This is a genomic window from Lysinibacillus sphaericus OT4b.31 (genome assembly GCF_000392615.1).
Taxonomy (GTDB): domain Bacteria; phylum Bacillota; class Bacilli; order Bacillales_A; family Planococcaceae; genus Lysinibacillus; species Lysinibacillus sphaericus_B.
In genome coordinates this window covers 4,060,076-4,086,433 of sequence record NZ_KB933398.1, presented here as the reverse complement: position 1 = coordinate 4,086,433, position 26,358 = coordinate 4,060,076, and the positions used below count along the sequence as shown (strand labels likewise).

Genomic DNA, 26,358 nt, shown 5'->3' with positions numbered 1-26,358 from the left:
ATAACCGAGAAATAATTGTCGAAAGAAATTTATGAAATACATTGACAAAATAGCTGATTACTTTATATAATATGCAGGTCTGTATGTTGAAAAATTCAACTTTCATTCAGGAGGTGTCTATAAACATGAAACGTACTTACCAACCAAAAAAGCGTAAGCACAGCAAAGTTCACGGTTTCCGCGCACGCATGAGCACGAAAAACGGTCGTAAAGTTCTAGCTGCTCGCCGTCGTAAAGGTAGAAAAGTTTTATCAGCATAAAATAAGTCCACTGAGCCACATCAGTGGTCTTTTTTTTCTTTATTTTTGGTAAACCTAACAATAAAGATTGAAGGATATTATTTAGTAGCAGGTGAAAGTAATGAAAAAACGCCAACGAGTGAAAAAGAATGAAGATTTTCAAAAGGTGTTTAAAAAGGGAAAGTCTTTCGCTAATCGCCAGTTTGTCATTTATTATTTACCAAAAGAGGGACAAACGGAATTACGCATAGGTTTATCGGTTAGTAAAAAGGTTGGAAATGCGGTAACATGCAACCAGATTAAGCGTTATATTCGACAAAGCATTCATGAATTAAAAGATGAGCTCAAGCCGAATATGGACTATGTTATTATCGCCAGACATCCGGCGGCCACTATGGATTTTCATGAAGTGAAACAAAGTTTGCAGCATGTATTACGAATTGCTAAAGTTTTAAAAAAAGCATAGTACGTACGGCAAATAAAGTGGCAACAAAGCGCACTTTCGTATAAAGTTCCACTGTAGCAAATGTAAATATAGTAACTCTCCTTATTTGAATGGGTATATTAAGTTGGAACAATTAGTAGAGTCAAAGCTTATTTGCATGATAAAATAACTGTTAACTTTATTCAAAAGCGAGAGAATGTGTTGAGTAAAGAAGAAGTAAGAAAGAACGTAGATAGATTTAAGAAAATTGAATAGGTTTGTAGGGGGAAGACGGTTGAAAAAACAACTTTGGGTAATTTTGTCGCTAGTATCCGTAGCATTGCTGCTATCTGGTTGTACAGAATTTAATGAGCCTATCTCCAAAGATAGCGAAGGCTTCTGGAATGAATTCATCGTTTGGCCATTAGTATCAGCGATTAAGTACTTTGCTGATTTACTCGGTACGTATGCATGGGGGATTATTGCAGTAACAATTATTATTCGTTTAGCGATTCTTCCATTAATGATTAAACAAACAAAGAGTTCTAAAAAAATGCAAGAACTTCAGCCAAAAATGAAGGAATTGCAAAAGAAGTACGCTTCTAAGGATGCACAAACGCAGAAACAGTACCAACAAGAAATGATGAAGTTAATGAGTGAATCGGGAGCCAATCCTATTGCTGGATGTTTACCTGCGTTTATTCAAATGCCAATTTTAATTGGTTTCTATCATGCGATTAGTCGTATGAATGCTACATCTGCTTTTGATTTAGGAAATTTCTTTATGTTCCCATTAGCAGATCCAGCACCAGTACTAGCGATTCTTGCTGGTTTAATGCAATTTATCGTATTACGTACGGGCCCAGCAATGGACAACCCTCAAATGAAGATGATGATGTACATTATGCCATTCATGATTATTGGTTTCGGTATGGCTTTACCAGCGGCATTATCATTGTACTGGGTAATCGGGAACATTATCTCGATTCTCCAAAACCTTTTTATTTACAAACCTTGGCAAAAGGATAAAACACAACCTGCTCAAAATGGAGGGGCTAAAAAGTGAAACAACTTACGCAAATAGGCGCAACAACACAAGAAGCGATCTCATTGGCGTTACAGAAACTTGGCAAAACCCGTGAACAAGTAGATGTTGAAGTTTTACAAGAAGGCAAAAAAGGATTTTTAGGTTTTGGTGCACGATCTGCAGAAGTTCGTGTGACAGTAAAAGAAGAGCAAGTTCAGCCAGCTATTGACGTAGTACAAGTAGCTGAGCAAAAGCATTCGGCTAAGGAACTATCGTTCAAAGCAACAGACTTAGATGATGTTGAAACAGTAAGTTCACAAGTTTCTGAACAAACAATGGGAATCGAAGCTGTCCAACAAGTCATAGTAGAAGAAAGTACAGAGGAAGAAGAGAACTCTGCAAACCCAATTGAAGAAGCAAAAGCTTATTTAGTAAATATTGCTGAACAATTGGACATTCAAGATCTTGAAATTGACACAGCACGTGAAGGTAAATACGTATTATTTCAGCTAAAAAGTGAAAAAGCAGCACTGCTCATAGGAAAACGAGGGCAAACATTAAATTCTTTGCAGCAATTAACACAACTTGTGTTAAATAAAAGTGCTAAGCAGTTCTTAATGGTGAAATTAGACGTAGAAAACTATCGTGAACGTCGCCAAGAAGCATTAGAGCAGTTGGCGGATCGTATGGCTGACAAGGCACTTCGTTTAAATCAACGTGTGGCATTTGAGCCGATGCAGTCGTATGAAAGAAAGATTATTCATAATCAATTGGCTAATCGCCTAGATATTGAAACTTACTCAGAAGGAACAGAACCTAATCGTTATTTAGTCATAGAACCTGTTAAATAACGAACGCAGTTCCTTCACTAAAAACGTACAGACAAATTATAATAGCCTAGGTCATTTTATCGTTATGATAAAATGACCTTTTTTCTGTGGATAATCCCATATCCAAATGTCGAAGGATCTTGTCGATTTTTGTTTCTAGAGCAATTAGAAAACAATAAATGGTTTAGCGCAAATGTTGTCCACAATTGGAAGTTATCCTTACTTTAGATTTTTTTAAAAATATGTTAATCTAAGTTGTTAGAAAGTTTTGGTCGGTTATGTTTATCCACATGTGGATAACGTGAAGGAGGTAATTAAATGGAGTTCGATACAATTGCTGCAATATCCACACCAATGGGTGAAGGTGCTATTGCAATTGTTCGCTTGAGTGGGGACGATGCAGTAGCAATTGCAGATAAAATATTCAAATCACCAGGTGGTCAAAGTTTAACAACGAAGGCTTCACATACAATTCATTATGGGCACTTAGTAGAGCCAAAGACAAAAGAGGTAGTAGAGGAAGTAATGCTGTCGTTAATGCGTGGACCGAAAACATTTACGCGTGAGGACGTAGTTGAAATCAACTGTCATGGTGGGCTTGTGTCTGTTAATCGAGTATTAAAATTAGTATTAACAAATGGTGCAAGGCTTGCAGAGCCAGGTGAATTTACGAAAAGAGCATTTTTAAATGGACGTATTGATTTATCGCAGGCGGAAGCGGTGATGGATTTAATTCGTGCGAAGACGGATCGTGCAATGAACGTAGCTCTTGGCCAAATGGATGGCAAACTATCTCGTCTAATCGGTGATTTACGCCAAGCATTGCTAGAGACATTAGCGCAAGTAGAAGTTAATATAGATTATCCAGAGTATGATGATGTAGAAGAAATGACGGTACCCGTATTACTTGAAAAATGTACGTGGGTACGAAATGAAATCATTCAACTGCTAAAGACTTCTTCTCAGGGAAAAATTTTACGAGAAGGCTTATCCACAGTTATTTTAGGTCGCCCAAATGTCGGGAAATCTTCACTTTTAAATAGTTTAGTGCAAGAAAATAAAGCCATTGTGACAGATATAGCAGGGACAACTCGTGATATTATAGAAGAGTACGTGAATGTACGTGGTGTTCCACTTCGTTTAGTCGATACTGCAGGTATTCGAGAGACAGAAGATATTGTAGAGCGAATTGGTGTGGAACGTTCTCGAGAGGCGTTGCGTGGTGCAGATTTAATTTTATTGGTATTAAACTATTCAGATGCATTAACGGTTGAGGATGAGCGTCTTTTCGAGACAATTGAAGCGATGGATTATATCGTCGTTGTAAATAAAACAGATTTACCGCAAAAAATAGATTTAGCTCGCGTTAAAGAGTTGGCAGGCAAACATCGCATTGTGACAACTTCTCTCTTACAAGAAGAAGGAGTCATAGAGCTTGAAGAAGCAATTGCCGCATTATTTTTTGAGGGGCAAATTGAAGCGGGCGATTTAACATATGTATCAAATGCACGTCATATTGCATTACTTCACCAAGCACAAGCTACGGTAGAGGATGCATTAGCAGCTGCACAAGCTAGTGTACCAGTTGATATGGTGCAAATAGATGTAACAAGAACGTGGGAGATACTTGGTGAAATTATTGGCGATACGGTACAAGAAAGCCTAATTAATCAGCTATTTTCACAATTTTGTTTAGGGAAATAATTCTACTAGAGAAGGGAAGATACGAGCATGCCAACACAATATGAGGCAGGCACGTTTGATGTAATTGTAATTGGTGCAGGTCATGCAGGCTCAGAAGCTGCTTATGCTGCAGCCAAAATGGGTGCTAACACACTGATGCTAACAATCAATTTAGATATGATTGCATTTATGCCATGTAATCCGTCAATTGGCGGACCTGCTAAAGGAATCGTCGTACGTGAAATTGATGCACTTGGTGGTGTCATGGGGAAAGTTATAGATAAAACGCATATACAAATGCGCATGCTAAATACGGGAAAAGGTCCTGCTGTACGTGCATTACGCGCACAAGCTGACAAAGTATTGTACCAACATGAAATGAAACGTGTATTAGAAGAAAATGAAAACTTAACAATTCACCAAGCAATGGTGGAGGAACTGATTGTAGAAGAAGATGAAGTAAAAGGTGTAATTACGCAAATAGGCGCCATTTATCGTGCGAAAACAGTTGTTGTAACAACAGGTACATTCTTACGTGGTGAAATTATTATCGGAGATGTCAAATATTCAAGTGGTCCAAATAACCAACAACCATCAATTGGTTTAGCAGATAACTTAAAACATCTTGGGTTTGATCTTGTGCGCTTTAAAACGGGTACACCGCCGCGTGTGAACAATCGTACAATTGATTATTCTAAAACAGAGATTCAACCAGGAGACGATGAACCACGTGCGTTTAGCTTTGATACTACTGAATTCATCATGGATCAATTACCTTGTTGGCTAACTTATACGAGTCAGCAAACGCATGAAATTATTGAAGAAAATTTACATCTTTCACCGATGTACTCAGGCATGATTAAAGGGACAGGCCCACGTTATTGCCCATCAATTGAAGACAAAGTTGTACGATTTAATGATAAACCGCGCCATCAAATTTTCTTAGAGCCAGAAGGTCGTAATACGCGTGAAGTATATGTACAGGGATTATCAACAAGCTTACCTGAGCATGTGCAAAAACGTTTAGTACAATCCATCCCTGGCTTAGAAAAAGCAGAAATGATGCGTGCAGGCTATGCTATTGAATATGATGCAATCGTGCCAACACAACTATGGCCTACATTAGAAACAAAACGCATTAAAGGCTTGTATACAGCTGGTCAAATTAATGGAACATCAGGTTATGAAGAAGCTGCTGCACAAGGTTTAATGGCAGGGATGAATGCTGCTGCAAATGTACTTGGTAAAGAAGAATTGATTTTAAGTCGTTCAGAGGCTTATATTGGTGTACTCATTGATGATCTAGTAACAAAAGGGACAAATGAGCCATACCGTTTACTGACATCCCGTGCAGAATATCGTCTTCTACTTCGTCACGATAATGCTGATTTACGCTTAATGGAGAGAGCATATAAGATTGGAATGCTTTCAGAAAAACGTTTTTCAAAATTCGTGGAGAAAAAAGAGCTTATTGAAAATGAAATTGCGCGTCTTCGCGAAGTCATTATTAAACCAAATGAAGCAACACAATCTGCTATCCGTTCTGTAGGTGGAAGTGAATTAAAAGACGGTATTAGGGGAGCAGATCTATTAAAACGTCCTGAAGTGCATTATGATTTAATATCTTCTTTAATACCAGCTGATATTGAATTGACAGATGAAGTGAAGGAACAAGTTGAAATTCAGTTGAAATATGAAGGTTATATTGAAAAGGCATTGCAACAAGTCGAAAAACTTCATAAAATGGAGAATAAAAAAATCCCTGAAAATATAGACTATGATGCAATTTCAGGGCTAGCTACAGAAGCAAGACAAAAATTAAAACAAGTAACGCCACTTTCTATTGCACAAGCATCGCGTATTTCTGGCGTAAATCCAGCAGATATTTCAATTTTACTTGTCTATATTGAACAAGGTAAAATTGCACGTGTAAGCGGCGAATAATAGAACAACAGTAAAGTGAATAAGAGGCGGGCATACCTTTGTGCCCGCTTCCTATTTTTAAAAAGGAGACTTTACATGAACGAACAACAATTTATTGAGGCATTAAAGGGTAAGGGTATCGAGCTTTCTGACAAGCAAATAGCACAATTCAAGAAATACTTTGAACTACTTGTAGAGTGGAACGAGAAGATGAACTTAACGGCCATTACGGATATAGAGGGTGTCTATTTAAAACATTTTTATGATTCGATTAGTGCCTCATTTTATTTTGACTTTACTCAAGTTACAACAGTATGTGATGTTGGCGCAGGAGCTGGTTTCCCAAGTATACCAATTAAAATCTGCTTCCCACATTTACATGTAACAATTGTAGATTCTTTAAATAAACGAATCACATTTTTAAATCATTTAAGCGATGAGTTACAATTGGAGCATATGCACTTTGTCCATGCTCGTGCAGAGGAATTTGGCCAAAATGTAAAATATCGTGAGCAATTTGATGTTGTGACAGCCCGTGCCGTAGCACGCTTGTCAGTATTATCCGAGCTATGTGTACCATTAGCAAAACAAGATGGCTATTTTGTTGCCTTAAAGGCCACAGCAGGCGCAGAAGAATTGAAAGATGCTAAAAAAGCATTAGCTACATTTGGTGTTACACTGAGAGAAGAATTTTCTTTCCTGTTACCTGTTGAAGAAAGTGAACGAACTTTATATATATTTGATAAAATAAAAGGAACACCGAAAAAATATCCGCGTAAACCAGGTGTACCAAATAAAACACCAATTCAATAATTAGTGTTTCATGTGGAACGACTCAAGGTGGAAAATATTTTTTCTATTTTGAGCATACATACTAGTTAGGGATGGTTCACGCAAATGACATCTATGAACTATATACATTTTAGGAAATATAATAAATAATAATAGAATGACACAGAGCAAGATAGTTACTTAAAGGTGGTGCCACTTGGATGAAAAGTCCTTTTTCACGTTTTTTTGGAGGCGGAAATAAAGCAGAGCCTATTGTGAAAAATGAAGTAGAACAAGCAGAGGCGGTTAATACTGCAGAAGAGGTCATTAAGCTTCCAATAGATCAAATTGTGCCAAACCGTTTTCAGCCACGTACTATTTTTGATGATGAAAAAATTGAAGAATTATCAAGAACCATTCATACACATGGTGTGATTCAACCAATTGTTGTCCGTATGACAGCAGAGAATCAGTATGAAATTATTGCTGGTGAGCGTCGTTACCGAGCGATGAAAAAACTACAATGGACAGAAGTGCCTGCGATTGTACGAAACTTAAGTGATAAGGAGACAGCTTCTATTGCGTTAATTGAAAATCTTCAACGTGAAGAGTTAACTGCAATTGAAGAAGCAATAGCCTATCAAAAATTATTAGAGCTTCATGAGCTAACACAAGAAGCACTGGCCCAACGAATTGGAAAAGGACAATCCACGGTAGCCAATAAATTACGTTTATTAAAGCTTCCTGAAGAAGTGCAGCAAGCTATTTTAAATCGCACTATCTCTGAAAGGCATGCGCGTGCATTGATTGCCATTAAAGATCAGCCGCTACAATTAGCAATTTTACAGCAATCAATTGACAATGAGTGGAATGTCCGTCAGCTAGAAGAGCAGATTCATATGCTATTAAATCCTGAGTCAGTGGAACAGGAAGAAACCGCGCCAAAGAAAGCTAAGCCAAAACGAAAGGCAATAAGTAAAGATGTCCGTATTGCCTTAAATACCATTAAGCAATCGCTATCTATGGTGACGAAAAGTGGTATTACTGTAAATACTGAAGAAGAAGATACAGAGGATTACTATCAAATCACTGTAAAGATACCTAAAAAGAAAAAGTCTTGAATGAATAATAGAAGTTTAAAATTATTTCAGAAAAATATTTTTATTGAATTATATGTTATTTATAGGGGAGACATCTTAGGAATATTTCTGAGATGTCTTCTTTTTTGTATATATTCTCAATATTTTATACAACTCTGTTGTGTTTTTTTGTTAGAATGGGAATTAAGATAGCGGTATTAAACAATGATTTTACAAATGGATTTATCAAAGCAAACTTTGATAGATGAAAGCAGGTGCTTTTAAATGGGTAGAATTATAGCAATCGCCAATCAAAAGGGTGGCGTAGGTAAAACAACGACATCGGTCAATTTGAGCGCTTGTCTAGCATACTTGGGAAAGAAAGTGCTATTAATTGATACGGATCCACAGGGCAATACAACAAGTGGACTGGGCATTAATAAGGGAGAAATACAAAGTTGTATCTATGATGTGTTAATTGATGATGAAAATGTTGAAAATGTCATTCAAGAAACAAATGTAGAAAATTTATCAATTGTTCCTGCAACAATCTCACTTGCAGGGGCTGAAATTGAATTAGTCTCAACAATTTCACGGGAAGTACGTCTAAAGCACGCATTACAAGATGTAAAAGAAGACTTTGATTATATTATTATTGATTGCCCACCGTCATTAGGTCTTCTAACCATCAATGCTTTAACAGCCTCAGATGCACTGATTATTCCCGTACAATGTGAGTATTACGCATTAGAGGGATTGAGTCAGCTGTTGTCTACTGTACGCTTAGTACAGAAGCATTTGAATCAGCAGCTATATATTGATGGTGTATTATTAACGATGCTTGATGCACGGACAAACTTAGGCTTACAAGTTATTGATGAAGTAAAAAAATATTTTCAAGATAAAGTATATAAAACAATTATTCCTCGTAATGTGCGATTAAGTGAGGCGCCTAGCCATGGACAGCCTATTATCATTTATGATGCAAAATCAAGAGGTGCAGAAGTATATTTAGAGATGGCGAGGGAAGTGATTAAAAATGGCTAAAGGTTTAGGGAAAGGCATTGGTGCATTATTTCCAGGGGAGTCCCTTGAACATAGTGGACAAGTAGAAGAAATACAATTGGAGTTAATCGTTGCAAACCCTTTTCAGCCACGCAAAATTTTTGATGAAGAAGCATTGCAAGAATTAGCAGATTCCATTCGAGAACATGGTATTTTACAGCCAATTGCTTTACGGAAAAAGGCTAGGAAATATGAGATTGTCGCTGGAGAACGTCGTTTTAGGGCATCACTGTTAGCGGGTGTAGATGCTATCCCAGCCATTGTTAAAGAGCTTACAGATGCACAAATGATGGAATTAGCTATTCTAGAGAACCTTCAACGTGAAGACTTAACCGTCATTGAAGAGGCAGAAGCGTATCAAAGTTTAATGGAGAATCTACATTTAACACAGGAAGAGTTATCCAAACGATTAGGTAAGAGTAGGCCACACATTGCCAACCATGTTCGTTTACTAGCTCTGCCAGCTGATGTTCGTACACTGATGAATGCGGGTACATTGTCAATGGGGCAGGGACGTGCCTTACTTGGCTTGAAAAATAAAAGAAAAATTTCCGAAGTTGCAGGTAAGATAATAAAGCAAGGCTTAAATGTTCGCCAAGTGGAAATGCTTGTGCAAAATTTAAACGAAGAAGTTTCACGTGAAACAGAGCAGCCGAAGAAAAAGGATATCTTTGTTGCAGCTAAAGAATCACAATTACGAGATTATTTTGGAACAAATGTTCAAATTAAGAAGGCAAATAATAAAGGGAAAATTGAAATTGAATTTTACTCAGAAGATGATTTGGAACGCATTTTAGAAATATTAAATTTACAGGAGGAATAGCTAGAAATTTCTCTAACGTAATCAGAGCGCCAAAATACTAGGCGCTCTCTATTTTTCTAGAGAGGGAAGGAAAGATTGTGGTATTGCTAGGGGCATTAATTAATGCGGTGCTCATAATGGCAGGTGCATTAGTGGGGCGTATATTTAAAAATATACCTGAGTCTATGAAAGCTACCGTATTATCGATTATAGGTTTAGCTGTTGCATTACTAGGGATAAAAATGGGCTTTGAAAGTAATAATTTTATTATTTTAGTGGTAAGTATAGTAGTAGGTACCGTAATAGGTGAATGGCTGGATTTAGATAAGCAGATGAATCGACTTGGTCAATGGGTAGAGTCATTATTTAGCAAAAATCGTAATGATGACAATCAACTTAGCATTGCCGAAGGCTTTGTAACTGCCTCGTTAATATTTGTTGTTGGTTCGATGGGCGTAATAGGTGCACTCGATAGTGGTTTGCGCAATGACCATAATGTGCTAATAACAAAAGGAATTATTGATGGTTTTACATCCATTATTTTAGCGTCCACATTAGGTATTGGCGTCCTATTATCTGCGGTACCTGTGTTTGTATATCAAGGAATAATCGCGCTCTTTGCAGGCGTCATCAGTGCCTATATACCAGATACAGCACTACAAATGTTCATTACAGAAATGACCGCTGTTGGTGGTGTCATGATTTTGGCAATCGGTTTAAATATAGCAGGTTTAACCAAGATCAAGGCTGCTAACTTGTTGCCTGGAATCATCGTTGTCGGTATTTTGGTCTGCATCATCTATCCTTTTCAATGAATAACGATGAGCAGCTAATAAAAGTGCCCTAGAAAGTTTTTCAGCCATCGCATAAGAAATATGCAGTCTTGTATTTTGTAAAACAAGCATTTCCATAAAGCCGCCAATATTGACAATTCCTTTAACGGATATGTCACCAATTGGGGGCAATTGTTTTTTTACAGCCTTCCCAGGCAAAATCGGTCCATTCTGTACAGCGATATGACCAAGATTATGTTCACTTCCTAGACATGCATCAATCGCAATAATGAAGGGTTTCGTAGTATGATGGTGTAGCTGTTGTAGTGTGGCATCTAAATTGAGAGCATGTAACGGGTCTTCTAGTGATCCTACAACTTCGTAGGGAAAACTAACGGATTTTTTTAAAAAGCTACCCGTTAAAGGTCCCAGTGTATCGCCTGTACAACGGTCACTACCAATACAACAAAAAATTAGGCGCTCATGTTGAAAAGGTATATATTCTAAAAATAATGTACTCAATTGCCAAACAGCATTTTTACTTTCATGATGAAGCGAATAAGGTAGTACCAAATCTGGTATAGTATTCATAAAAAAACTCACTTTCCTTTTTATTTGTAAGAAGTGCTCAATTTTTATGCAGTATACGCAAATTTTTAGCAAGTTATTCAAGAGGTGGTAATAATGGAATTTAACACAAAAATATTGGAGAGATATCTGACATCAGAAGATTTCTGGAATACGGTTGTTGATGCAACTGTTAAGATGGCATTAATCTTAATTGTATCTTTAATAGTTGTTCGTTTAGGTAAAAAGTTTATCAATAAAGTGTTTTTATTACGTATGCGTTCACCGCTAAAGCACTCAGAGCGTCGTCAACGCACAATTGCTAGATTACTACAAAGTGTCATTTCCTATGTGGTGTATTTCTCAGCAATTATTGCCATTTTGTCCTTATTAAATATTAAAGTTGCAGGTCTACTTGCCGGAGCTGGAATCGTCGGTTTAGCTGTCGGTTTTGGTGCACAGAGTTTGGTAAAAGATGTTATTACAGGGTTTTTTATTATTTTTGAAGACCAATTTGGTGTAGGGGATTATATTAAGATTAATACTGCAGAAGGAACAGTTGTAGAGATTGGTCTCCGGACAACGAAAATTAAAGGTGCAACTGGGGAGCAGTTTATTATCCCAAATGGATCAATTGGAGAAGTCATAAATTATTCTGTTAACAACTCTAAAATTTTTGTAGATTTACAAATGACAACAGATGCTGATTTTGAAAAGGCTGAGGCCCTCATAATAAGCTATTTAAGTACACTTCCTAAAGTTCATGAAGAACTAGTGGCTGCACCTGTATTTTTAGGAGTGCAAAACGTCAAGGGCACAGAGGTAACCATTCGTATTGCTGCCGAGACATTACCACAACAACAATATGGAGTGGCAAGAACTATTCGTCGTGATGTGACTAAATTATTTGAGGAAAATAATATTTCAATGGCTTATCCAAACATGATGCTTTATGGTAAAAGTGGGAAAGAAGAAGGGAGAAACGAATAAATGGAAGCAAAACAATTTGGTTTAAATGATATTGTTGAGATGAAAAAACAACATCCTTGTGGCACAAATGAGTGGAAAATTATTCGTATGGGTGCAGATGTACGAATTAAATGTGAAGGGTGTCAGCACAGTGTGATGATTCCACGTCGTGAATTTGGGAAAAAAATGAAAAAAGTATTAAAATCAGCAAATGAAGCTTAAGTATCAGGTGTATTAGACTTTTTAATAGCGAATCAATATAATAGATAAGGTTATAAAGTGAATCTTTAATCGGTGAGGCTTTTGCATAGCTGCCGATTATTTTAAGAAACTTAGGCTAAGAAACCACTTCCTATGGCTTCGCCTTCATGTTGGTCTGAACAAATCGGGGACTTTTGGGTTTTAAATGTCCCACTTAGACGACTTGCTTCACCTCCATTTTGAAGTGGATTCTTAGCACCAATTAGTACGGGGTAAAAGAGCAAATCTGAACAGAACATAGAAAGGTTGTGTCCATGCATGGCATTAACAGCTGGAATCGTCGGTTTACCAAATGTTGGTAAATCAACATTATTTAACGCAATTACAAAGGCAGGAGCATTGGCTGCTAACTATCCATTTGCAACGATTGATCCGAACGTAGGTATTGTCGAAGTGCCAGATGCACGTTTAGATAAACTAACTGAATTAGTAATACCGAAAAAAACAGTCCCAACAGCTTTTGAGTTTACGGATATTGCTGGTATCGTAAAAGGTGCATCTAAAGGAGAGGGTTTAGGGAACAAATTCCTTGCGCATATTCGAGAAGTAGATGCAATTTGCCAAGTAGTACGTTGCTTTGTAGATGAAAACATTACGCACGTATCAGGTGCAGTTGACCCGATAGACGATATTGAAGTTATTAATTTAGAACTTGCACTTGCAGATTTAGAATCTGTTGATAAACGTATACAGCGTGTAAGCAAAATGGCAAAACAAAAAGATAAAGATGCAATGGTGGAAGAACCAATCCTTCTTAAAATTAAAGAAGAACTTGAGAACGGTAGACCAGCTCGTGCTGCTGAACTTTCAGAGGATGAGTTAAAGATTATTAAAGGCCTACATCTATTAACGATTAAACCAATGCTTTATGTTGCAAATGTTTCAGAAGAAGAAGTTGCAGATGCTGATAATAATGAATATGTACAAAAGGTACGTGAATATGCATCGGCTGAAGGTGCTCACGTAATTACAATTTGTGCAAAAATTGAAGAAGAAATTTCTGAGCTTGATGATGAAGAAAAAGCAATGTTCTTAGAAGAGCTAGGCATTAAAGAATCAGGGTTAGATCAACTGATTCGTACTTCATATGATTTACTAGGACTTGCTACGTACTTCACTGCAGGTGTACAAGAGGTACGCGCATGGACATTCCGCAAAGGCATGAAGGCGCCGCAATGTGCTGGCGTTATTCATACGGACTTTGAACGTGGATTTATCCGTGCGGAAACAGTTGCTTTCGACGATTTAGTAGAAGCTGGTTCTCAAGCAGCGGCTAAAGAAGCGGGTAAAGTACGTCTCGAAGGTAAAGAATATATCGTTCAAGATGGCGATATTATGTTATTCCGTTTTAACGTATAAAAATATGTAAAGGGCAATCTTCAATAGGTTGCCCTTTTTTTGCTACTTGTTGAATAACTCTTTTTTCTGTGTAGGATAAACATAAAGCTTTGGGTATTCAGGATCGTCTAGTACAAGAGCATCTTTTGGATACTTGCGTAATTCTTTGTACATGGCAAAATCGCCAATGGCCCCTGCTATCAAAAAGGCACCTATTAGTAGTAATACAGTACTGTTGAAATAGAAGCCAGCGATTGTCGGTAACATACCAGTTGTCCAAAATGGTAGCAACAATGCTTTTTTCATCGCATGATTGGGTAATGGCTGATCAGTTGTTGCATAAGCCACACCAAGCTCGAAATTTACACCGTATTTCAAAGATTTAAAAGGCACCCCACCAAAGAGCATAAATCCAATGAGATGAAAGATTTCATGTAGTATAATGAAGACGATATAGAGGACGACAAATAGTATGCTCGCGCTGAACGTACCCCAAAATGAAAATTGAAAATCTTTTAAGCAAATATATTGAATGGCAATAAATAATATGACTAGACCAGTTGTGACAACAATATTGTCCATCATCAGTTTTTTTATATCTAATTCAATCACAACAGGTTCTTTGTCTGGTAGCATGAAAACGCCCCCTCTATGAACTTACTATCATTTATTATATCGAATGAATTCTTAGTTTGCGACTTGAAAGACATATATCTATGTGTTACAATTCATTGATGTGAGTAATAGTTATTACTTGCTCCTTGCTCCCTGTAAACAGGAGAGCCTGAGTCCATAAGGAGGTGTAAACAGATGAGAAAATACGAATTAATGTACATCGTACGTCCGAACATTGAAGACGAAGCGAAGAAAGCTTTAGTTGAACGTTTCAACGAAATCTTAACTTCTAACGGTGCTGAAGTCATCGAAGCAAAAGAGTGGGGCAAACGCCGCTTAGCTTACGAGATTAAAGACTTCCGCGAAGGTTACTACCAAATCGTAAAAGTAAACGCTACTTCAGAAGCAATCAACGAATACACACGTCTTGCTAACATCAGCGAAGATATCATTCGTCACATTGCAGTTCGCGAAGAAGCAAAATAATTTTAAACAAAATGCTGAAAAGGAGGTTGTATTCTGATGATAAACCGTGTTGTATTAGTTGGAAGACTAACAAAAGATCCCGAGCTACGCTACACACCAAATGGTATTGCGTCTACTCGATTTACAGTTGCTGTAAACCGTACATTTTCAAACCAACAAGGTGAAAAAGAAGCAGATTTCATAAGCTGTGTTGCTTGGCGCAAACAGGCCGAAAACTTAGCGAACTTCATGAAAAAAGGAAGTTTAATTGGAGTAGAAGGTCGTATCCAAACAGGAAGCTATGAAGGACAAGATGGTAAGCGTGTATATACAACTGATGTTGTGGCAGATAGCGTACAGTTTTTAGAGCCTCGTAGTGGTGGAGGTGCTCCAGCATCTAACCAATACGGTGGACAATCTTACGCAAATAGCCAACCGTCTTATGGCGGTGGCCAACCACAACAACAGTTTGGTGGCGCAATGCCTCAGCAAGGTTCATTTGGCGGCGGTTCTTATCAGCAAAATCAACCACCAGTGAATCAGCCGAACTATACACGTGTAGATGAAGATCCTTTTGCTAACAGCAAGGGACCGATCGAAGTTTCAGAGGATGATCTTCCATTCTAACTCTTCTATCTACAAAAACTATAAACTTATAAGGAGGAGACATCACTATGGCACCACGTCGCGGAGGCCGCAAACGCCGTAAAGTTTGCTACTTCACTGCTAATAACATTACGCATATCGACTATAAAGATGTAGATTTACTAAAAAAATTCATCTCAGAACGTGGGAAAATTCTTCCACGTCGCGTAACTGGCACTAGCGCTAAATACCAACGTAAATTAACTTCTGCTATTAAAGTATCTCGTATTATGGGATTACTTCCATTCGTATCAGAAGACAAATAAGATTGATGACGTCAGGGTTTTGACTCTGCATCGATTTCAAACCAGCATATTTCGATATTCGTATCGGGATGCTGGTTTTTTTGTTGTTACGTAATGCATAGTTTTTAGTAGATGTAATTTCTAAGATGCTAATCAATTTCTCTTGAGAAAATAGGAGCGTTTCCACTAAGGAGCCTGGGCATGTTGAATGTACAAGTGCTTTTGCGCACTTAGTCTGCATAGATTAGCCCTAAAGAAAATAGTTGATCTTAGCGTTTTTTGTTCAATAACGTGAAAAAATGGTACAATAAGCTTTAGTAAGTTTGACTGAAAAAAAGGAAGGTTTTCAATGCCGAATAATCAAACCAAGGCGCTTGTGCAAGGCTCAATGATGGTCGCAATTTTTACAATCTTAATGATTATCTCTGCGTATATCCCATTTATGTTTATGGTAGCCTTATTATTTGCTCCGTTACCGATTGCTTGGTATGGTGCAAGTTTCAAGCGTTCCTCATCAATACTCGTAGCAGTTGTAGGCTGTATTTTAACCGTTTTAGTGAGTGGCATTACTATGTTACCGTTCGCCTTTATCATGGGGTTGCTTGGAGTAGTCATAGGTGATGCGATTTACCTGAAAAAAAGCAAACTTTATTTATTCATGTCATCTGGTATCGCTGTCTTGTTGTCAACAGCACTAGTTTATTTAGCTTATGTGCGCTTAGCAGGTCTTAACATGATTGATATGAGTTTGGACATCGTTCGTGAAAATTATGAGCAGTCTAATGAGCTTGCTAAAAGTGTAACTGGAAAGGTAGCAATTCAACCAGAACAACTAGAGGCAATGATTAAAACACTTGAGTTGACAATGCCAGCAACCATAACAATTTTTGCATTTTCTACAGCATTCATCGTAATTACATTGAATTTACCTATTTTAAAACGCCTAGGTTTAGCTGTTCCAAAATTTGTACCGTTTCAAAATATGCGTTTACCACGTGCTATTTTATGGTACTACATGATTGTTCTATCCATTAATTTATTTATACGTCCAGAACCTGGCACTATGTTAGAGATAATTGTTTTAAATGTATCTTATATTTTATGGCTATTATTAATCCTACAAGGGATTTCCTTTATCCATTATTTTATTTCCAAAAAAGGAATGCCAAATGCTGTGAAATGGATTGCCAGTTTATTAGCTATTCCATTATCGTCATTCATTATTTTACTTGGTATTGTAGATTTAGGTTTTGACGTACGTTCACTTGTGAAAGGAAAGACTAAAGAATAAGGGGCTGATCTAATGGGGACTTTTAGAAAACGACCAATCCGCTATCCACTTTTTGTTCTTTCCATTTTTGGCATCGTGACGTTCGTACTTCTATGTATTTGGAATATCGGAATAGGAATCGGCTATGGTATAGGTTTTGTTCTGTTAATGGTTTATACGTGGAAGGTTGAACAAGCTACTTTTGAAGAAACAGAAAAGCATATCGAATCCATTTCCTTCCGCATGAAAAAGGTTGGAGAAGAGGCATTACTTGAAATGCCGATTGGGATTTTACTTGTGAATGAGCAATTTGAAATTGAATGGTCGAATCCATATATGCAAGGTGTACTGAATTTGGAGACATTAGTAGGCGAAGGGATTGTTAATATATCAGATGATATATATGTACTAATGAAGACCGAAGAAACAAATGAAGCAACCATTACCCTTCGTGATCGGAAATATCGTGTGTTTTATAAAGAAGAAGAGCGATTGTTATACTTCTTTGATGTTACCGAGCAAATAGCAATTGAAAAACAGTATTTCGCCGATCGTACAGTTATTGCAATTTTATTTGTAGATAATTATGACGAAATTACGCAAGCAATGGATGATCAACCTCGTAGTTTAACAAATACGATGGTGACATCGATCGTCAATGATTGGGCTGCGGAGCATGGAATATTTGTAAAACGTATTTCATCGGATCGCTTTTTAGCAGTATTAAATGAGTCGATTTTAACAGAACTTGAAAAGAAAAAATTTGCTATTTTAGATACAATTCGTGAAAAAACAGCACAGAAAAATCTCTCACTAACGCTTAGTATTGGCGTAGGTGCAGGATCTTCCTCTTTGGTGGAACTTGGCGGTTTAGCACAATCAAGCCTGGACCTTGTTTTAGGTCGTGGTGGTGATCAGGTAGCCATCAAGCAACCTACTGGAAAGCTGAAATTCTATGGTGGTAAAACGAATCCTGTGGAGAAACGTACGCGTGTTAGGGCTCGTGTCATTTCACATGCCCTGCGTGATCTGATTCAAGATAGTGATCAAGTATTTGTCATGGGGCATAAGAATCCAGATATGGACTCCATCGGTGCTTCTGTAGGTGTTCGTAAAATGGCACAAATGAATGATGTAAAGGGCTATGTTGTCATAAATTTCGATGAATTAAACGGAAGTGTAACACGTTTGATGAATGAAATTGAAAGAAAGTCTGATTTCTATGAACACTTTTTAACACCAGAAGAGGTTGCAGCAAAAATGACGGAGAAATCCTTGCTCATTATTGTTGATACACATAAACCAAATTTAGTGATAGATCCATACTTATTGAAATTAGCGGAAAAGGTCGTTGTTATTGACCATCACCGTCGCAGTGAGGATTTTATAGAAAATCCGACACTCGTTTATATGGAACCATATGCTTCGTCCACAGCTGAGCTTGTGACTGAGTTACTAGAATATCAGCCTAAACGCGCAAAAATTAATATGCTAGAGGCAACAGCATTACTGGCTGGAATTATTGTCGATACAAAGAGTTTTACTCTTCGTACAGGTGCTCGTACTTTTGAGGCAGCTTCTTATTTACGAACGAACGGCGCTGATACAGTTTTAGTACAACGTTTACTAAAAGAAGATATTGATACGTATATTGAGCGTTCTAAGATTGTGCAAACTGTAAAGTTCGTAAAACCAGGTGTTGCTATTGCCGCAGGTGAAGATTCAAAAGTGTATGATTCTGTATTAATCGCACAAACAGCAGATATTCTACTAACAATGAAGGACGTTAGTGCTTCATTTGTCGTTGCTCACCGTTCTGATGGCTTAATTGGCATTAGTGCAAGATCACTTGGAGAAATAAATGTACAGCTTATTATGGAACGGCTCGGCGGCGGCGGCCATTTAACGAATGCGGCCTGTCAAATTGAAGCTCTTACTATAGAAGAAGTGAAAAAATATTTAGAAGAGGCCATATTTGAGGTACTCGAAGGGAGTTCGGAATAATGAAAGTAGTATTTTTAAAGGACGTTAAAGGAAAAGGAAAAAAAGGTGAAATCAAAAATGTGGCAGATGGCTACGCACAAAATTTCCTTGTAAAAAATGGCTATGCTGCTGAAGCGAATGCGCAAGCTATGAGTCAATTAGAAGGACAAAAAAAATTAGAAGAAAAAAATGCAGCAGCAGAATTAGCTGAAGCAAAAGCATTGAAAGAAAAATTAGAGACTTTAACTGTGGAGCTAAAAGCAAAATCAGGTGAAGGCGGCCGTCTATTCGGTTCGGTTTCTACAAAGCAAATTGCAGATGCACTACAAAAAGTACATGGCATAAAAATCGATAAACGTAAAATGACTTTAAATGATGGGATTCGTGCACTAGGTTTTACAAATGTACCTGTGAAACTACACCATGATGTAACAGCGGCATTAAAAGTACATGTAACGGAAGAATAAGGGGCGACTATCCATGAGCGAACCGATGATAGACCGCGTTCCACCGCATAACCGGGAAGCGGAGCAATCGGTTATCGGTGCGATTTTCCTAGAACCACAGGCATTAATAACGGCATCAGAAATTCTTCTAGCAGATGATTTTTATCAAAATGCGCATAAGAAAATTTTTGAAACGATGTTGCGTTTAAGTGATCAGGGAAAAGCGATAGATGTTGTAACAGTTACTGAGGAATTATCAGCAAAAAAAGAGATTGAAGACGTTGGCGGGCTATCGTATATACTAGAGCTCGCCAATGCTGTTCCTACGGCAGCCAACGTTGCCCACTACGCTAAAATTGTTGAAGAAAAGGCTTTATTACGTCGTTTAATTCGTGTAGCCACAAAAATCGTAGAAGATGGGTATACACGAGAGGACGAAGTAGAGGCATTACTTGGCGAAGCTGAGAAGAAGATGATGGAAGTTGCCAATCGCAAAAATGCAGGTGACTTTAAGCATGTAAAAGACGTGTTAGTAGAGACCTTCGATAATATCGAGCAGCTACAATCTCGTAAAGGTGATGTTACGGGTATTCCTACAGGATTCCGTGATTTAGACCATATTACAGCGGGCTTCCAGCGGAATGACTTAATTATTGTTGCGGCGCGTCCTTCTGTAGGGAAAACGGCCTTTGCGCTAAATGTTGCGCAGAGTGTAGCAGTTCAGGCACGTGAAAATGTTGCCATATTCTCGTTAGAGATGGGCGCAGAGCAATTAGTTATGCGTATGCTTTGTGCAGAAGGAAATATTGATGCCCAAGTTTTACGTACAGGTGCTTTAACAACCGAGGATTGGGGTAAACTAACTATGGCAATGGGAAGTTTATCGAATTCAGGTATTTTTATTGACGATACACCAGGTGTACGTATCAATGAAATACGAGCAAAGTGTCGTCGTTTAGCACAAGAGCATGGCCTCGGAATGATTTTAATCGACTATTTACAGTTAATTCAAGGTAGTGGTAAACCCGGTGAAAACCGTCAACAGGAGGTATCAGAGATTTCACGTTCTTTAAAAGGATTGGCGCGTGAATTAAAGGTGCCTGTAATTGCTTTATCACAGCTTTCTCGTGGCGTTGAGCAACGTCAAGATAAGCGACCAATGATGAGTGACTTACGTGAATCGGGAAGTATTGAGCAGGATGCGGATATTGTTGCATTCTTATACCGTGACGATTACTACGATAAAGAATCTGAAAGTAAAAACATGATTGAAATTATTATAGCTAAACAACGTAACGGCCCTACCGGAACAGTAACGCTTGCATTTAAAAAGGAATTCAATAAATTTATTAACGTGGATTGGTCACAAATGCCGCCACCACCTCCACGTGATTAGTAATATTTATCCCGCATGAACGGTCAGTACGACGCCCACCTCGAGTGCAAAGATGACAACTAGAATGACTAGGTGGTCGATTAACGAACCGTAAAAGCCCGATTGGTTCAACTACAATCAGTGGGGAAAAAGAAAACCGAACTGATTGGCGTTTCACTTTATCTAAAAGCGCGATAATATTCATACCATTCTGTCATTAAACACGAACGTTAAATCATAGTATTTGATTTTATGTTCGTGTTTTTAACTATTTTTTGTTGACTAGAGGTTTCTATCATTGTTACAATAATTAACGGCTTGATAAATGAGATACATTATGTATCTAACGGAGGTGCTGATTATGACATCAGTTGTAGTTGTAGGAACACAGTGGGGAGATGAAGGGAAAGGCAAAATTACCGACTTCCTTTCACAAAAGGCGGATGCAATCGCCCGTTTTGCAGGTGGAGATAATGCAGGACATACCATTAAAATTGAAGGTGAAACATATAAATTACATTTAATTCCATCTGGTATTTTCTACAAAGAAAAAACTTCAGTAATGGGAAATGGTATGGTTGTTAATCCAAAGTCGCTTGTAACAGAACTGAAAGGACTACAGGAGCGTGGCATCGATACAGACAATCTTCGTATTTCTAACCGTGCTCATGTTATTCTGCCGTATCATATTAAACAAGATATTGCAGATGAAGAAAGCCGTGGCGATAATAAAATCGGTACAACTTGCAAAGGAATCGGTCCATGCTATCAAGATAAAGTTGCACGCATCGGAATCCGTATGGCTGATTTATTAGATAAAGAAATATTTGAAGAAAAACTACGTTATAATTTAGCAATTAAAAATAAATTATTCGAGAAATTTTATGAAGTTGAAGGCATAACGTTCGAAGAAATATTTGAAGAATATTATGGCTATGGGCAAGAAATTGCAAAGTATGTAACGGACACTTCAAAAATTTTAAATGATGTATTAGATGAGAGCGGCAAAGTATTATTCGAGGGAGCACAAGGTATTTTACTTGATGTCGATCAAGGTACTTACCCATTTGTTACTTCATCCAATCCTGTTGCTGGCGGTGTAGCGATTGGTGCTGGTATTGGCCCATCACGCGTTTCAAGTGTAATAGGTGTATGTAAAGCTTATACTTCACGTGTAGGAGACGGTCCATTCCCAACAGAATTATTTGATGAAGTTGGTCAGCAAATTCGTGAAGTTGGTCGCGAGTATGGAACAACAACTGGGCGTCCTCGTCGTGTAGGCTGGTTTGACACAGTTGTAGTACGTCACTCACGTCGTGTAAGTGGCATTACCCATTTAGCGCTCAATTCAATCGATGTTTTATCAGGTCTAGAGACAGTGAAAATTTGTACGGCATATAAATATAAAGATGAAACAATTACAGAATATCCAGCAAATCTTCATATTATTGAACAATGCGAACCAATTTATGAAGAACTTCCAGGCTGGTCAGAAGATGTTACAGGCTGCCGAACATTAGAAGAGTTGCCAGAGAATGCACGACGTTATGTAGAGCGTGTGAGCGAATTAACAGGCATTCAAATTGCTACTTTCTCTGTCGGTCCTGCTCGTGAACAGACGAACGTTTTAGTAGATATTTGGGAAGCATAATATAAAAAGGAAGCAATGGTGCAGGCACGCCATTGCTTCCTTTTTCATATCCTGATTTTTAGTGAATATCCTTCTTCTTGAAGCGTCCACCTCTTACTTCTGCAATATTACCAATTGCAAGGAAGGCATTGTCGTCTATTTCAGAGACGATGGTTTTCAGTTTGGATTCCTCTAAACGTGTAATAACGGTGAAAATTACTTTTTTGTCGTTACCCGTATACGCTCCCTCGCCATGTAAAAAGGTTACACCACGACCTAAGCGATCCATGATCGTTTGACCAATTTCATCAATCTCATCACTAATAATGTAAACAGATTTGGATTCTTCCATTCCCTGAATAACAATATCAATCATTTTGTAGGCGATATAGTACGCTAGAATAGAGTACATTGCTTGCTCCCAAGTGAAAATAAAGCCGGCTACAGTAAAGATAAATAAGTTGAAAAACATAATAAATTCCCCAACTGAGAAAGGCAATTTTCGATTAAGAAGAATCGCTAAAATTTCCGTACCATCTAAAGAACCACCATAACGGATAACAATACCGACCCCAATTCCTAAAATTATTCCCCCAAACACTGTTGCCAGTAATGTATCACTTGTAAATGGTTCTGAATTATGTAGAAGAATTGTTGTTGCGGAAAGTACAGTAATTCCCAGTCCTGTAGAAAGGGCAAAAGTTTTACCGATCTGTTTATAGCCTAAAAAGATAAAAGGTAAGTTTAAAACGAAGATGAAAATACCGAGTGGTAAATTTAATAGATGTGAAGTGATAATAGAAACACCAACAATTCCACCATCCATGATTTGGTTAGGTACTAAAAATAACTCTAGTCCAACAGCCATTATAATTGCACCAAGCATAACCATAATGGTCCTTATTATAAGTCTTCGGGCTTTTTTCTTTTTTTGTGGTTTCCCTGCTTTAGATGTTATCACAGAGGTTTGTGAGTCACTCAAATAAATCGCTCCAATCAACTAGTGTATTAACCTTATTCTATTTTATCGAAATATTAATCAAGTAAAAAGTAATAAGTCTATATACTGTCTAGAATTTAAGAAAAAAGTATAAAATTGTTTAAAATGCTGAATAATTGAATATAAATACAATAGAATAGCGATTAACAAAAATAGGAGTTATGTAACAATTAGTAGAGAAATAATACAATTACATTACAAAAGGGAGAAAAGATTCAATCAATATTTTCTTTATGGTACATTATAGTGGTGCAAAAAATCCTTGTGGGTAATTAAACCTATGATAGGGTAAAGTTGGAAGGGGCTTTATTGATGAGTTCGTCTTGGAATAAAAAAGAAGAAAACAATAGATTCACCTACAATTTTTCTTCTTTTAAAAAGGTATCAATTATTGCAGTATTAATGGCAAGTTTAACTATTAATATGGGGTATGCCAAAGAAATTAATCATAAAGAAGCGTTACATAAAATCTATCATGTTTATGTAGACAATGAATATATGGGTGCTGTATCTGATGACAAAGCCGTGAAGGAAATCATTGCTTCAAAAGAAAAGGAAGCAACTAATCAGTACAAGGAATACGCTATAGATGCTAACGCTGCTGTGAAAATAATACCAGAGCAAGTGTTTAGTAATGAAACAAAGGATGCAGAAACATTAAAGAAGGTTGAGCAATCTCTTGTAGCACAAACACCAGCCTTTTCATTATTAGTAGATAACAAACCGATCGCCAATTTAAAAGATGCTAATGCTTATGAAGAAACTGTTCGTATGCTAAAGCTACAATATGTTTCACAGCAAGAGTTAAAAAGTTTTCAAGATAACCAACAAGCTATTAATGGTTTACCATCTTTACAATCTGGTGAAACGCGGATCTTAGATATTTCCTTTAAACAGGGAGTTTCAGGTGTAACAAAGAAGATCGCGCCAAATGCTATACTAACGCCTGAAGAAGCGGTGAAATTATTAATGACTGGCTCCATCGAACAACAAGAATATAAAATTCAACCAGGTGATGTATTAGGATCGGTTGCTAAAAAACATGGCTTAACAACAGCTGAGTTATTAGCCTTAAATCCTGGTATTGCGGTGGATACAGTGTTACAAATAGGACAAGCGTTAAACGTAACTGTCGCTAAACCGTTCGTAACAATTGCAGTAAAACAAGAAAAGAAAGTTACAGATACGATTCCGTTTAAGAAGGTTATAGAAGAAGACCCAACGATGTATAAAGGTGAGTCAGTTATAAAACAGCAAGGTGTTGACGGTAAAAAGGAGACATCCTATTTATTAACATCTGAGAATGGTACACGTACATCGAAAGTGGCTTTAAAAGAAACAGTCGTCCAGCAACCAGTTGATGAAATTGAAGTTGTAGGGACAAAGGTTATCTCTTCTCGAGGTACAGGTGAATTTTCTTGGCCAGCAGTAGGTGGCTATATTTCTAGTCAAATGGGACAACGTTGGGGTGCACAACATCGAGGAATCGACATTGCCCGACCTAGCAACTACAACATCCTCGCGGCTGATAATGGTGTTGTTGTAGCAGCGGGAGTTTCAGGTAGCTACGGAAACCGTATTGTGGTAAATCATAATAATGGCTATACGACGCTATATGGACATTTATCTTCTATTGATGTAGAGGTTGGACAGGTTGTCGAAAAAGGTTCAGTCATTGGGATTATGGGTTCTACTGGAAATTCTACAGGTACGCATCTACATTTTGAAGTTGAGAAAAATGGTGCACTTGTGAATCCTTTATCTTATGTAGGTCAGTAATTTACTTGTATAAAAGGCAGTCCAAATGCTGGGCTGCCTTTTTGCATATAACTCATAAAATATAATGTTATTTCCCAAGAAATATTTAGAAAGATAGCCTAGGAGTGTGTTATCCTGTGGCTCATATATTTGGTAGTTATAGGCGGCTGTTCCCTTCTTTTTGCAGTAGGAGTTTTAAACACGTGAGCGTTTGGGCTAATAGACGAAATAGATATAGAGAAACTAATCATGAATAATGCATGGAAGCTAAAAGCATGTTAGAGTTAAGAGTAGTGACTTTTATCTTCAGGCAATAAAGTACACTAGCTTTGTCAATGAGAATACACAAAGTATTGCTGCGCAACAGCGAAGCGATAGCATAAGTTTTAATACACGAAGTTGAAATATATCATGACACATTGTTTTAAAATAGATGAATAGCGAAAGGGAGAGAATGGATGAACAAAACGATTTTAGTTGTTGACGATGAAAAACCAATCGCAGATATTTTACAGTTTAATTTAATTAAAGAAGGCTACAAAGTTATTTGCGCATATGATGGAGATGAAGCGCTAGAGAAGGTTGAGGAAGAACAGCCGGATCTAATGCTATTAGATATAATGTTACCTAAGCGGGATGGTATGGAAGTTTGTAGAGAAGTGCGAAAAAAATATGATTTTCCTATTATTATGCTTACGGCAAAAGGCTCTGAGATTGATAAGGTATTAGGCTTAGAAATGGGAGCAGATGATTATGTGACGAAACCATTTAGTACACGTGAACTGATTGCTCGTGTGAAAGCGAATATGCGCCGTTTACAAGTTGTGGCGCCAGCTGCAGAAGAAGCACAGGAAGAGTCAAATGAGATTGTTGTAGGCTCTCTTGTTATTCAGCCGGATGCATACTTAGTGATGAAACGTGAAGAATCAATCGAACTTACACATCGTGAGTTCGAACTATTGCATTACTTAGGTAAACATATAGGACAAGTGATGACGCGTGAGCATTTATTACAGACCGTATGGGGTTATGATTATTTTGGTGATGTACGTACAGTGGATGTAACGATTCGTCGTTTGCGTGAAAAAATAGAGGACAATCCCAGTCATCCAGCTTGGATTGTGACACGACGTGGTGTAGGTTATTATTTACGAAATCCTGAACAGGAGTAAACG

The 26,358-nt window shown here is 37.6% G+C and carries 27 protein-coding genes; 24 read left to right on the top strand and 3 right to left on the bottom strand.

Translation table 11 applies throughout. The annotated features are described in order from the left end of the window. The first annotated feature begins 125 nt into the window (after nt 1-125). The 11 genes from rpmH (at nt 126) to H131_RS18890 (ending at nt 10,658) form a co-directional block, all read left to right on the top strand. Nucleotides 126-260: a 50S ribosomal protein L34 gene (rpmH, locus tag H131_RS18940; RefSeq protein ID WP_004233310.1), complete on the top strand. Its 135-nt coding sequence runs from the start codon at nt 126-128 to the stop codon at nt 258-260. Between the two features lie 100 nt (nt 261-360). After that, entirely contained in the window at nt 361-705 is a 345-nt protein-coding gene (gene rnpA / locus H131_RS18935) for a ribonuclease P protein component (protein WP_010860738.1), read from the top strand. 253 nt (nt 706-958) lie between these two features. Beyond that, nucleotides 959-1,729: a membrane protein insertase YidC gene (gene yidC, locus H131_RS18930; protein WP_010860737.1), complete on the top strand. Its 771-nt coding sequence runs from the start codon at nt 959-961 to the stop codon at nt 1,727-1,729. After that, nucleotides 1,726-2,541 (top strand): RNA-binding cell elongation regulator Jag/EloR, encoded by an 816-nt coding sequence (gene jag, locus H131_RS18925; RefSeq protein ID WP_010860736.1) that lies wholly within the window; start codon nt 1,726-1,728, stop codon nt 2,539-2,541. Before yidC ends, jag begins: the two co-directional genes overlap by 4 nt. A gap of 297 nt (nt 2,542-2,838) precedes the next feature. After that, complete coding sequence (gene mnmE / locus H131_RS18920) at nt 2,839-4,224, top strand: tRNA uridine-5-carboxymethylaminomethyl(34) synthesis GTPase MnmE (RefSeq protein ID WP_010860735.1); 1,386 nt, start codon at nt 2,839-2,841, stop codon at nt 4,222-4,224. Between the two features lie 27 nt (nt 4,225-4,251). Next, nucleotides 4,252-6,147 (top strand): tRNA uridine-5-carboxymethylaminomethyl(34) synthesis enzyme MnmG, encoded by a 1,896-nt coding sequence (mnmG, locus tag H131_RS18915; RefSeq protein WP_010860734.1) that lies wholly within the window; start codon nt 4,252-4,254, stop codon nt 6,145-6,147. Nucleotides 6,148-6,222: 75 nt separating this feature from the next. Beyond that, entirely contained in the window at nt 6,223-6,939 is a 717-nt protein-coding gene (gene rsmG, locus H131_RS18910) for a 16S rRNA (guanine(527)-N(7))-methyltransferase RsmG (protein ID WP_010860733.1), read from the top strand. Between the two features lie 179 nt (nt 6,940-7,118). Then, entirely contained in the window at nt 7,119-8,018 is a 900-nt protein-coding gene (gene noc / locus H131_RS18905; protein ID WP_010860732.1) for a nucleoid occlusion protein, read from the top strand. A gap of 243 nt (nt 8,019-8,261) precedes the next feature. Next, nucleotides 8,262-9,023: a ParA family protein gene (locus H131_RS18900; RefSeq protein ID WP_010860731.1), complete on the top strand. Its 762-nt coding sequence runs from the start codon at nt 8,262-8,264 to the stop codon at nt 9,021-9,023. Continuing rightward, nucleotides 9,016-9,864, top strand: coding sequence for a ParB/RepB/Spo0J family partition protein (locus H131_RS18895; RefSeq protein ID WP_010860730.1), 849 nt, complete (start codon nt 9,016-9,018; stop codon nt 9,862-9,864). Before H131_RS18900 ends, H131_RS18895 begins: the two co-directional genes overlap by 8 nt. 77 nt (nt 9,865-9,941) lie before the next feature. Continuing rightward, complete coding sequence (locus H131_RS18890; RefSeq protein WP_010860729.1) at nt 9,942-10,658, top strand: DUF554 domain-containing protein; 717 nt, start codon at nt 9,942-9,944, stop codon at nt 10,656-10,658. On the opposite strand, the gene yyaC is transcribed toward H131_RS18890, so the two are convergent. Then, nucleotides 10,575-11,207, bottom strand: a complete 633-nt coding sequence (gene yyaC, locus H131_RS18885) for a spore protease YyaC (RefSeq protein WP_010860728.1) — start codon at nt 11,205-11,207, stop codon at nt 10,575-10,577. The genes H131_RS18890 and yyaC overlap by 84 nt on opposite strands. A gap of 93 nt (nt 11,208-11,300) precedes the next feature. On the opposite strand from yyaC, the gene H131_RS18880 reads away from it, so the two are divergent. The 3 genes from H131_RS18880 (at nt 11,301) to ychF (ending at nt 13,772) form a co-directional block, all read left to right on the top strand. Beyond that, nucleotides 11,301-12,173, top strand: a complete 873-nt coding sequence (locus H131_RS18880; protein WP_010860727.1) for a mechanosensitive ion channel family protein — start codon at nt 11,301-11,303, stop codon at nt 12,171-12,173. Next, on the top strand, nt 12,174-12,374 hold the full coding sequence (locus tag H131_RS18875) for a DUF951 domain-containing protein (RefSeq protein WP_010860726.1): 201 nt from the start codon (nt 12,174-12,176) through the stop codon (nt 12,372-12,374). Nucleotides 12,375-12,671: 297 nt separating this feature from the next. After that, entirely contained in the window at nt 12,672-13,772 is a 1,101-nt protein-coding gene (gene ychF, locus H131_RS18870) for a redox-regulated ATPase YchF (RefSeq protein ID WP_010860725.1), read from the top strand. 42 nt (nt 13,773-13,814) lie between these two features. Here the strand turns inward: ychF and H131_RS18865 are convergent, their stop codons facing one another. Further along, nucleotides 13,815-14,387 (bottom strand): DUF3267 domain-containing protein, encoded by a 573-nt coding sequence (locus H131_RS18865; RefSeq protein ID WP_010860724.1) that lies wholly within the window; start codon nt 14,385-14,387, stop codon nt 13,815-13,817. Nucleotides 14,388-14,561: 174 nt separating this feature from the next. Between H131_RS18865 and rpsF the strand changes: the two genes are divergently transcribed. From rpsF to H131_RS18825, 8 genes are all read left to right on the top strand, one after another. Next, nucleotides 14,562-14,852 (top strand): 30S ribosomal protein S6, encoded by a 291-nt coding sequence (gene rpsF, locus H131_RS18860; protein ID WP_010860723.1) that lies wholly within the window; start codon nt 14,562-14,564, stop codon nt 14,850-14,852. Between the two features lie 36 nt (nt 14,853-14,888). Then, nucleotides 14,889-15,458, top strand: coding sequence for a single-stranded DNA-binding protein (gene ssb / locus H131_RS18855; protein ID WP_010860722.1), 570 nt, complete (start codon nt 14,889-14,891; stop codon nt 15,456-15,458). 47 nt (nt 15,459-15,505) lie between these two features. Beyond that, nucleotides 15,506-15,742 (top strand): 30S ribosomal protein S18, encoded by a 237-nt coding sequence (rpsR, locus tag H131_RS18850; protein WP_010860721.1) that lies wholly within the window; start codon nt 15,506-15,508, stop codon nt 15,740-15,742. A gap of 328 nt (nt 15,743-16,070) precedes the next feature. After that, entirely contained in the window at nt 16,071-17,012 is a 942-nt protein-coding gene (locus tag H131_RS18845; protein WP_010860720.1) for a YybS family protein, read from the top strand. A gap of 12 nt (nt 17,013-17,024) precedes the next feature. After that, on the top strand, nt 17,025-18,995 hold the full coding sequence (locus H131_RS18840; protein ID WP_010860719.1) for a DHH family phosphoesterase: 1,971 nt from the start codon (nt 17,025-17,027) through the stop codon (nt 18,993-18,995). After that, entirely contained in the window at nt 18,995-19,441 is a 447-nt protein-coding gene (gene rplI, locus H131_RS18835) for a 50S ribosomal protein L9 (RefSeq protein ID WP_010860718.1), read from the top strand. The genes H131_RS18840 and rplI overlap by 1 nt, the downstream gene beginning before the upstream one ends. Nucleotides 19,442-19,454: 13 nt before the next feature. Then, on the top strand, nt 19,455-20,816 hold the full coding sequence (dnaB, locus tag H131_RS18830; RefSeq protein WP_010860717.1) for a replicative DNA helicase: 1,362 nt from the start codon (nt 19,455-19,457) through the stop codon (nt 20,814-20,816). Between the two features lie 340 nt (nt 20,817-21,156). Continuing rightward, complete coding sequence (locus H131_RS18825; RefSeq protein ID WP_010860716.1) at nt 21,157-22,446, top strand: adenylosuccinate synthase; 1,290 nt, start codon at nt 21,157-21,159, stop codon at nt 22,444-22,446. 58 nt (nt 22,447-22,504) lie between these two features. Here H131_RS18825 and H131_RS18820 read toward each other — a convergent pair whose 3' ends face one another. Next, on the bottom strand, nt 22,505-23,317 hold the full coding sequence (locus H131_RS18820; RefSeq protein ID WP_196228939.1) for a YitT family protein: 813 nt from the start codon (nt 23,315-23,317) through the stop codon (nt 22,505-22,507). A gap of 420 nt (nt 23,318-23,737) precedes the next feature. On the opposite strand from H131_RS18820, the gene H131_RS18815 reads away from it, so the two are divergent. Then, nucleotides 23,738-25,204, top strand: coding sequence for a M23 family metallopeptidase (locus H131_RS18815; protein ID WP_010860714.1), 1,467 nt, complete (start codon nt 23,738-23,740; stop codon nt 25,202-25,204). Between the two features lie 437 nt (nt 25,205-25,641). Continuing rightward, nucleotides 25,642-26,355, top strand: a complete 714-nt coding sequence (gene yycF / locus H131_RS18810; RefSeq protein WP_010860713.1) for a response regulator YycF — start codon at nt 25,642-25,644, stop codon at nt 26,353-26,355. Nucleotides 26,356-26,358: the final 3 nt, after the last annotated feature.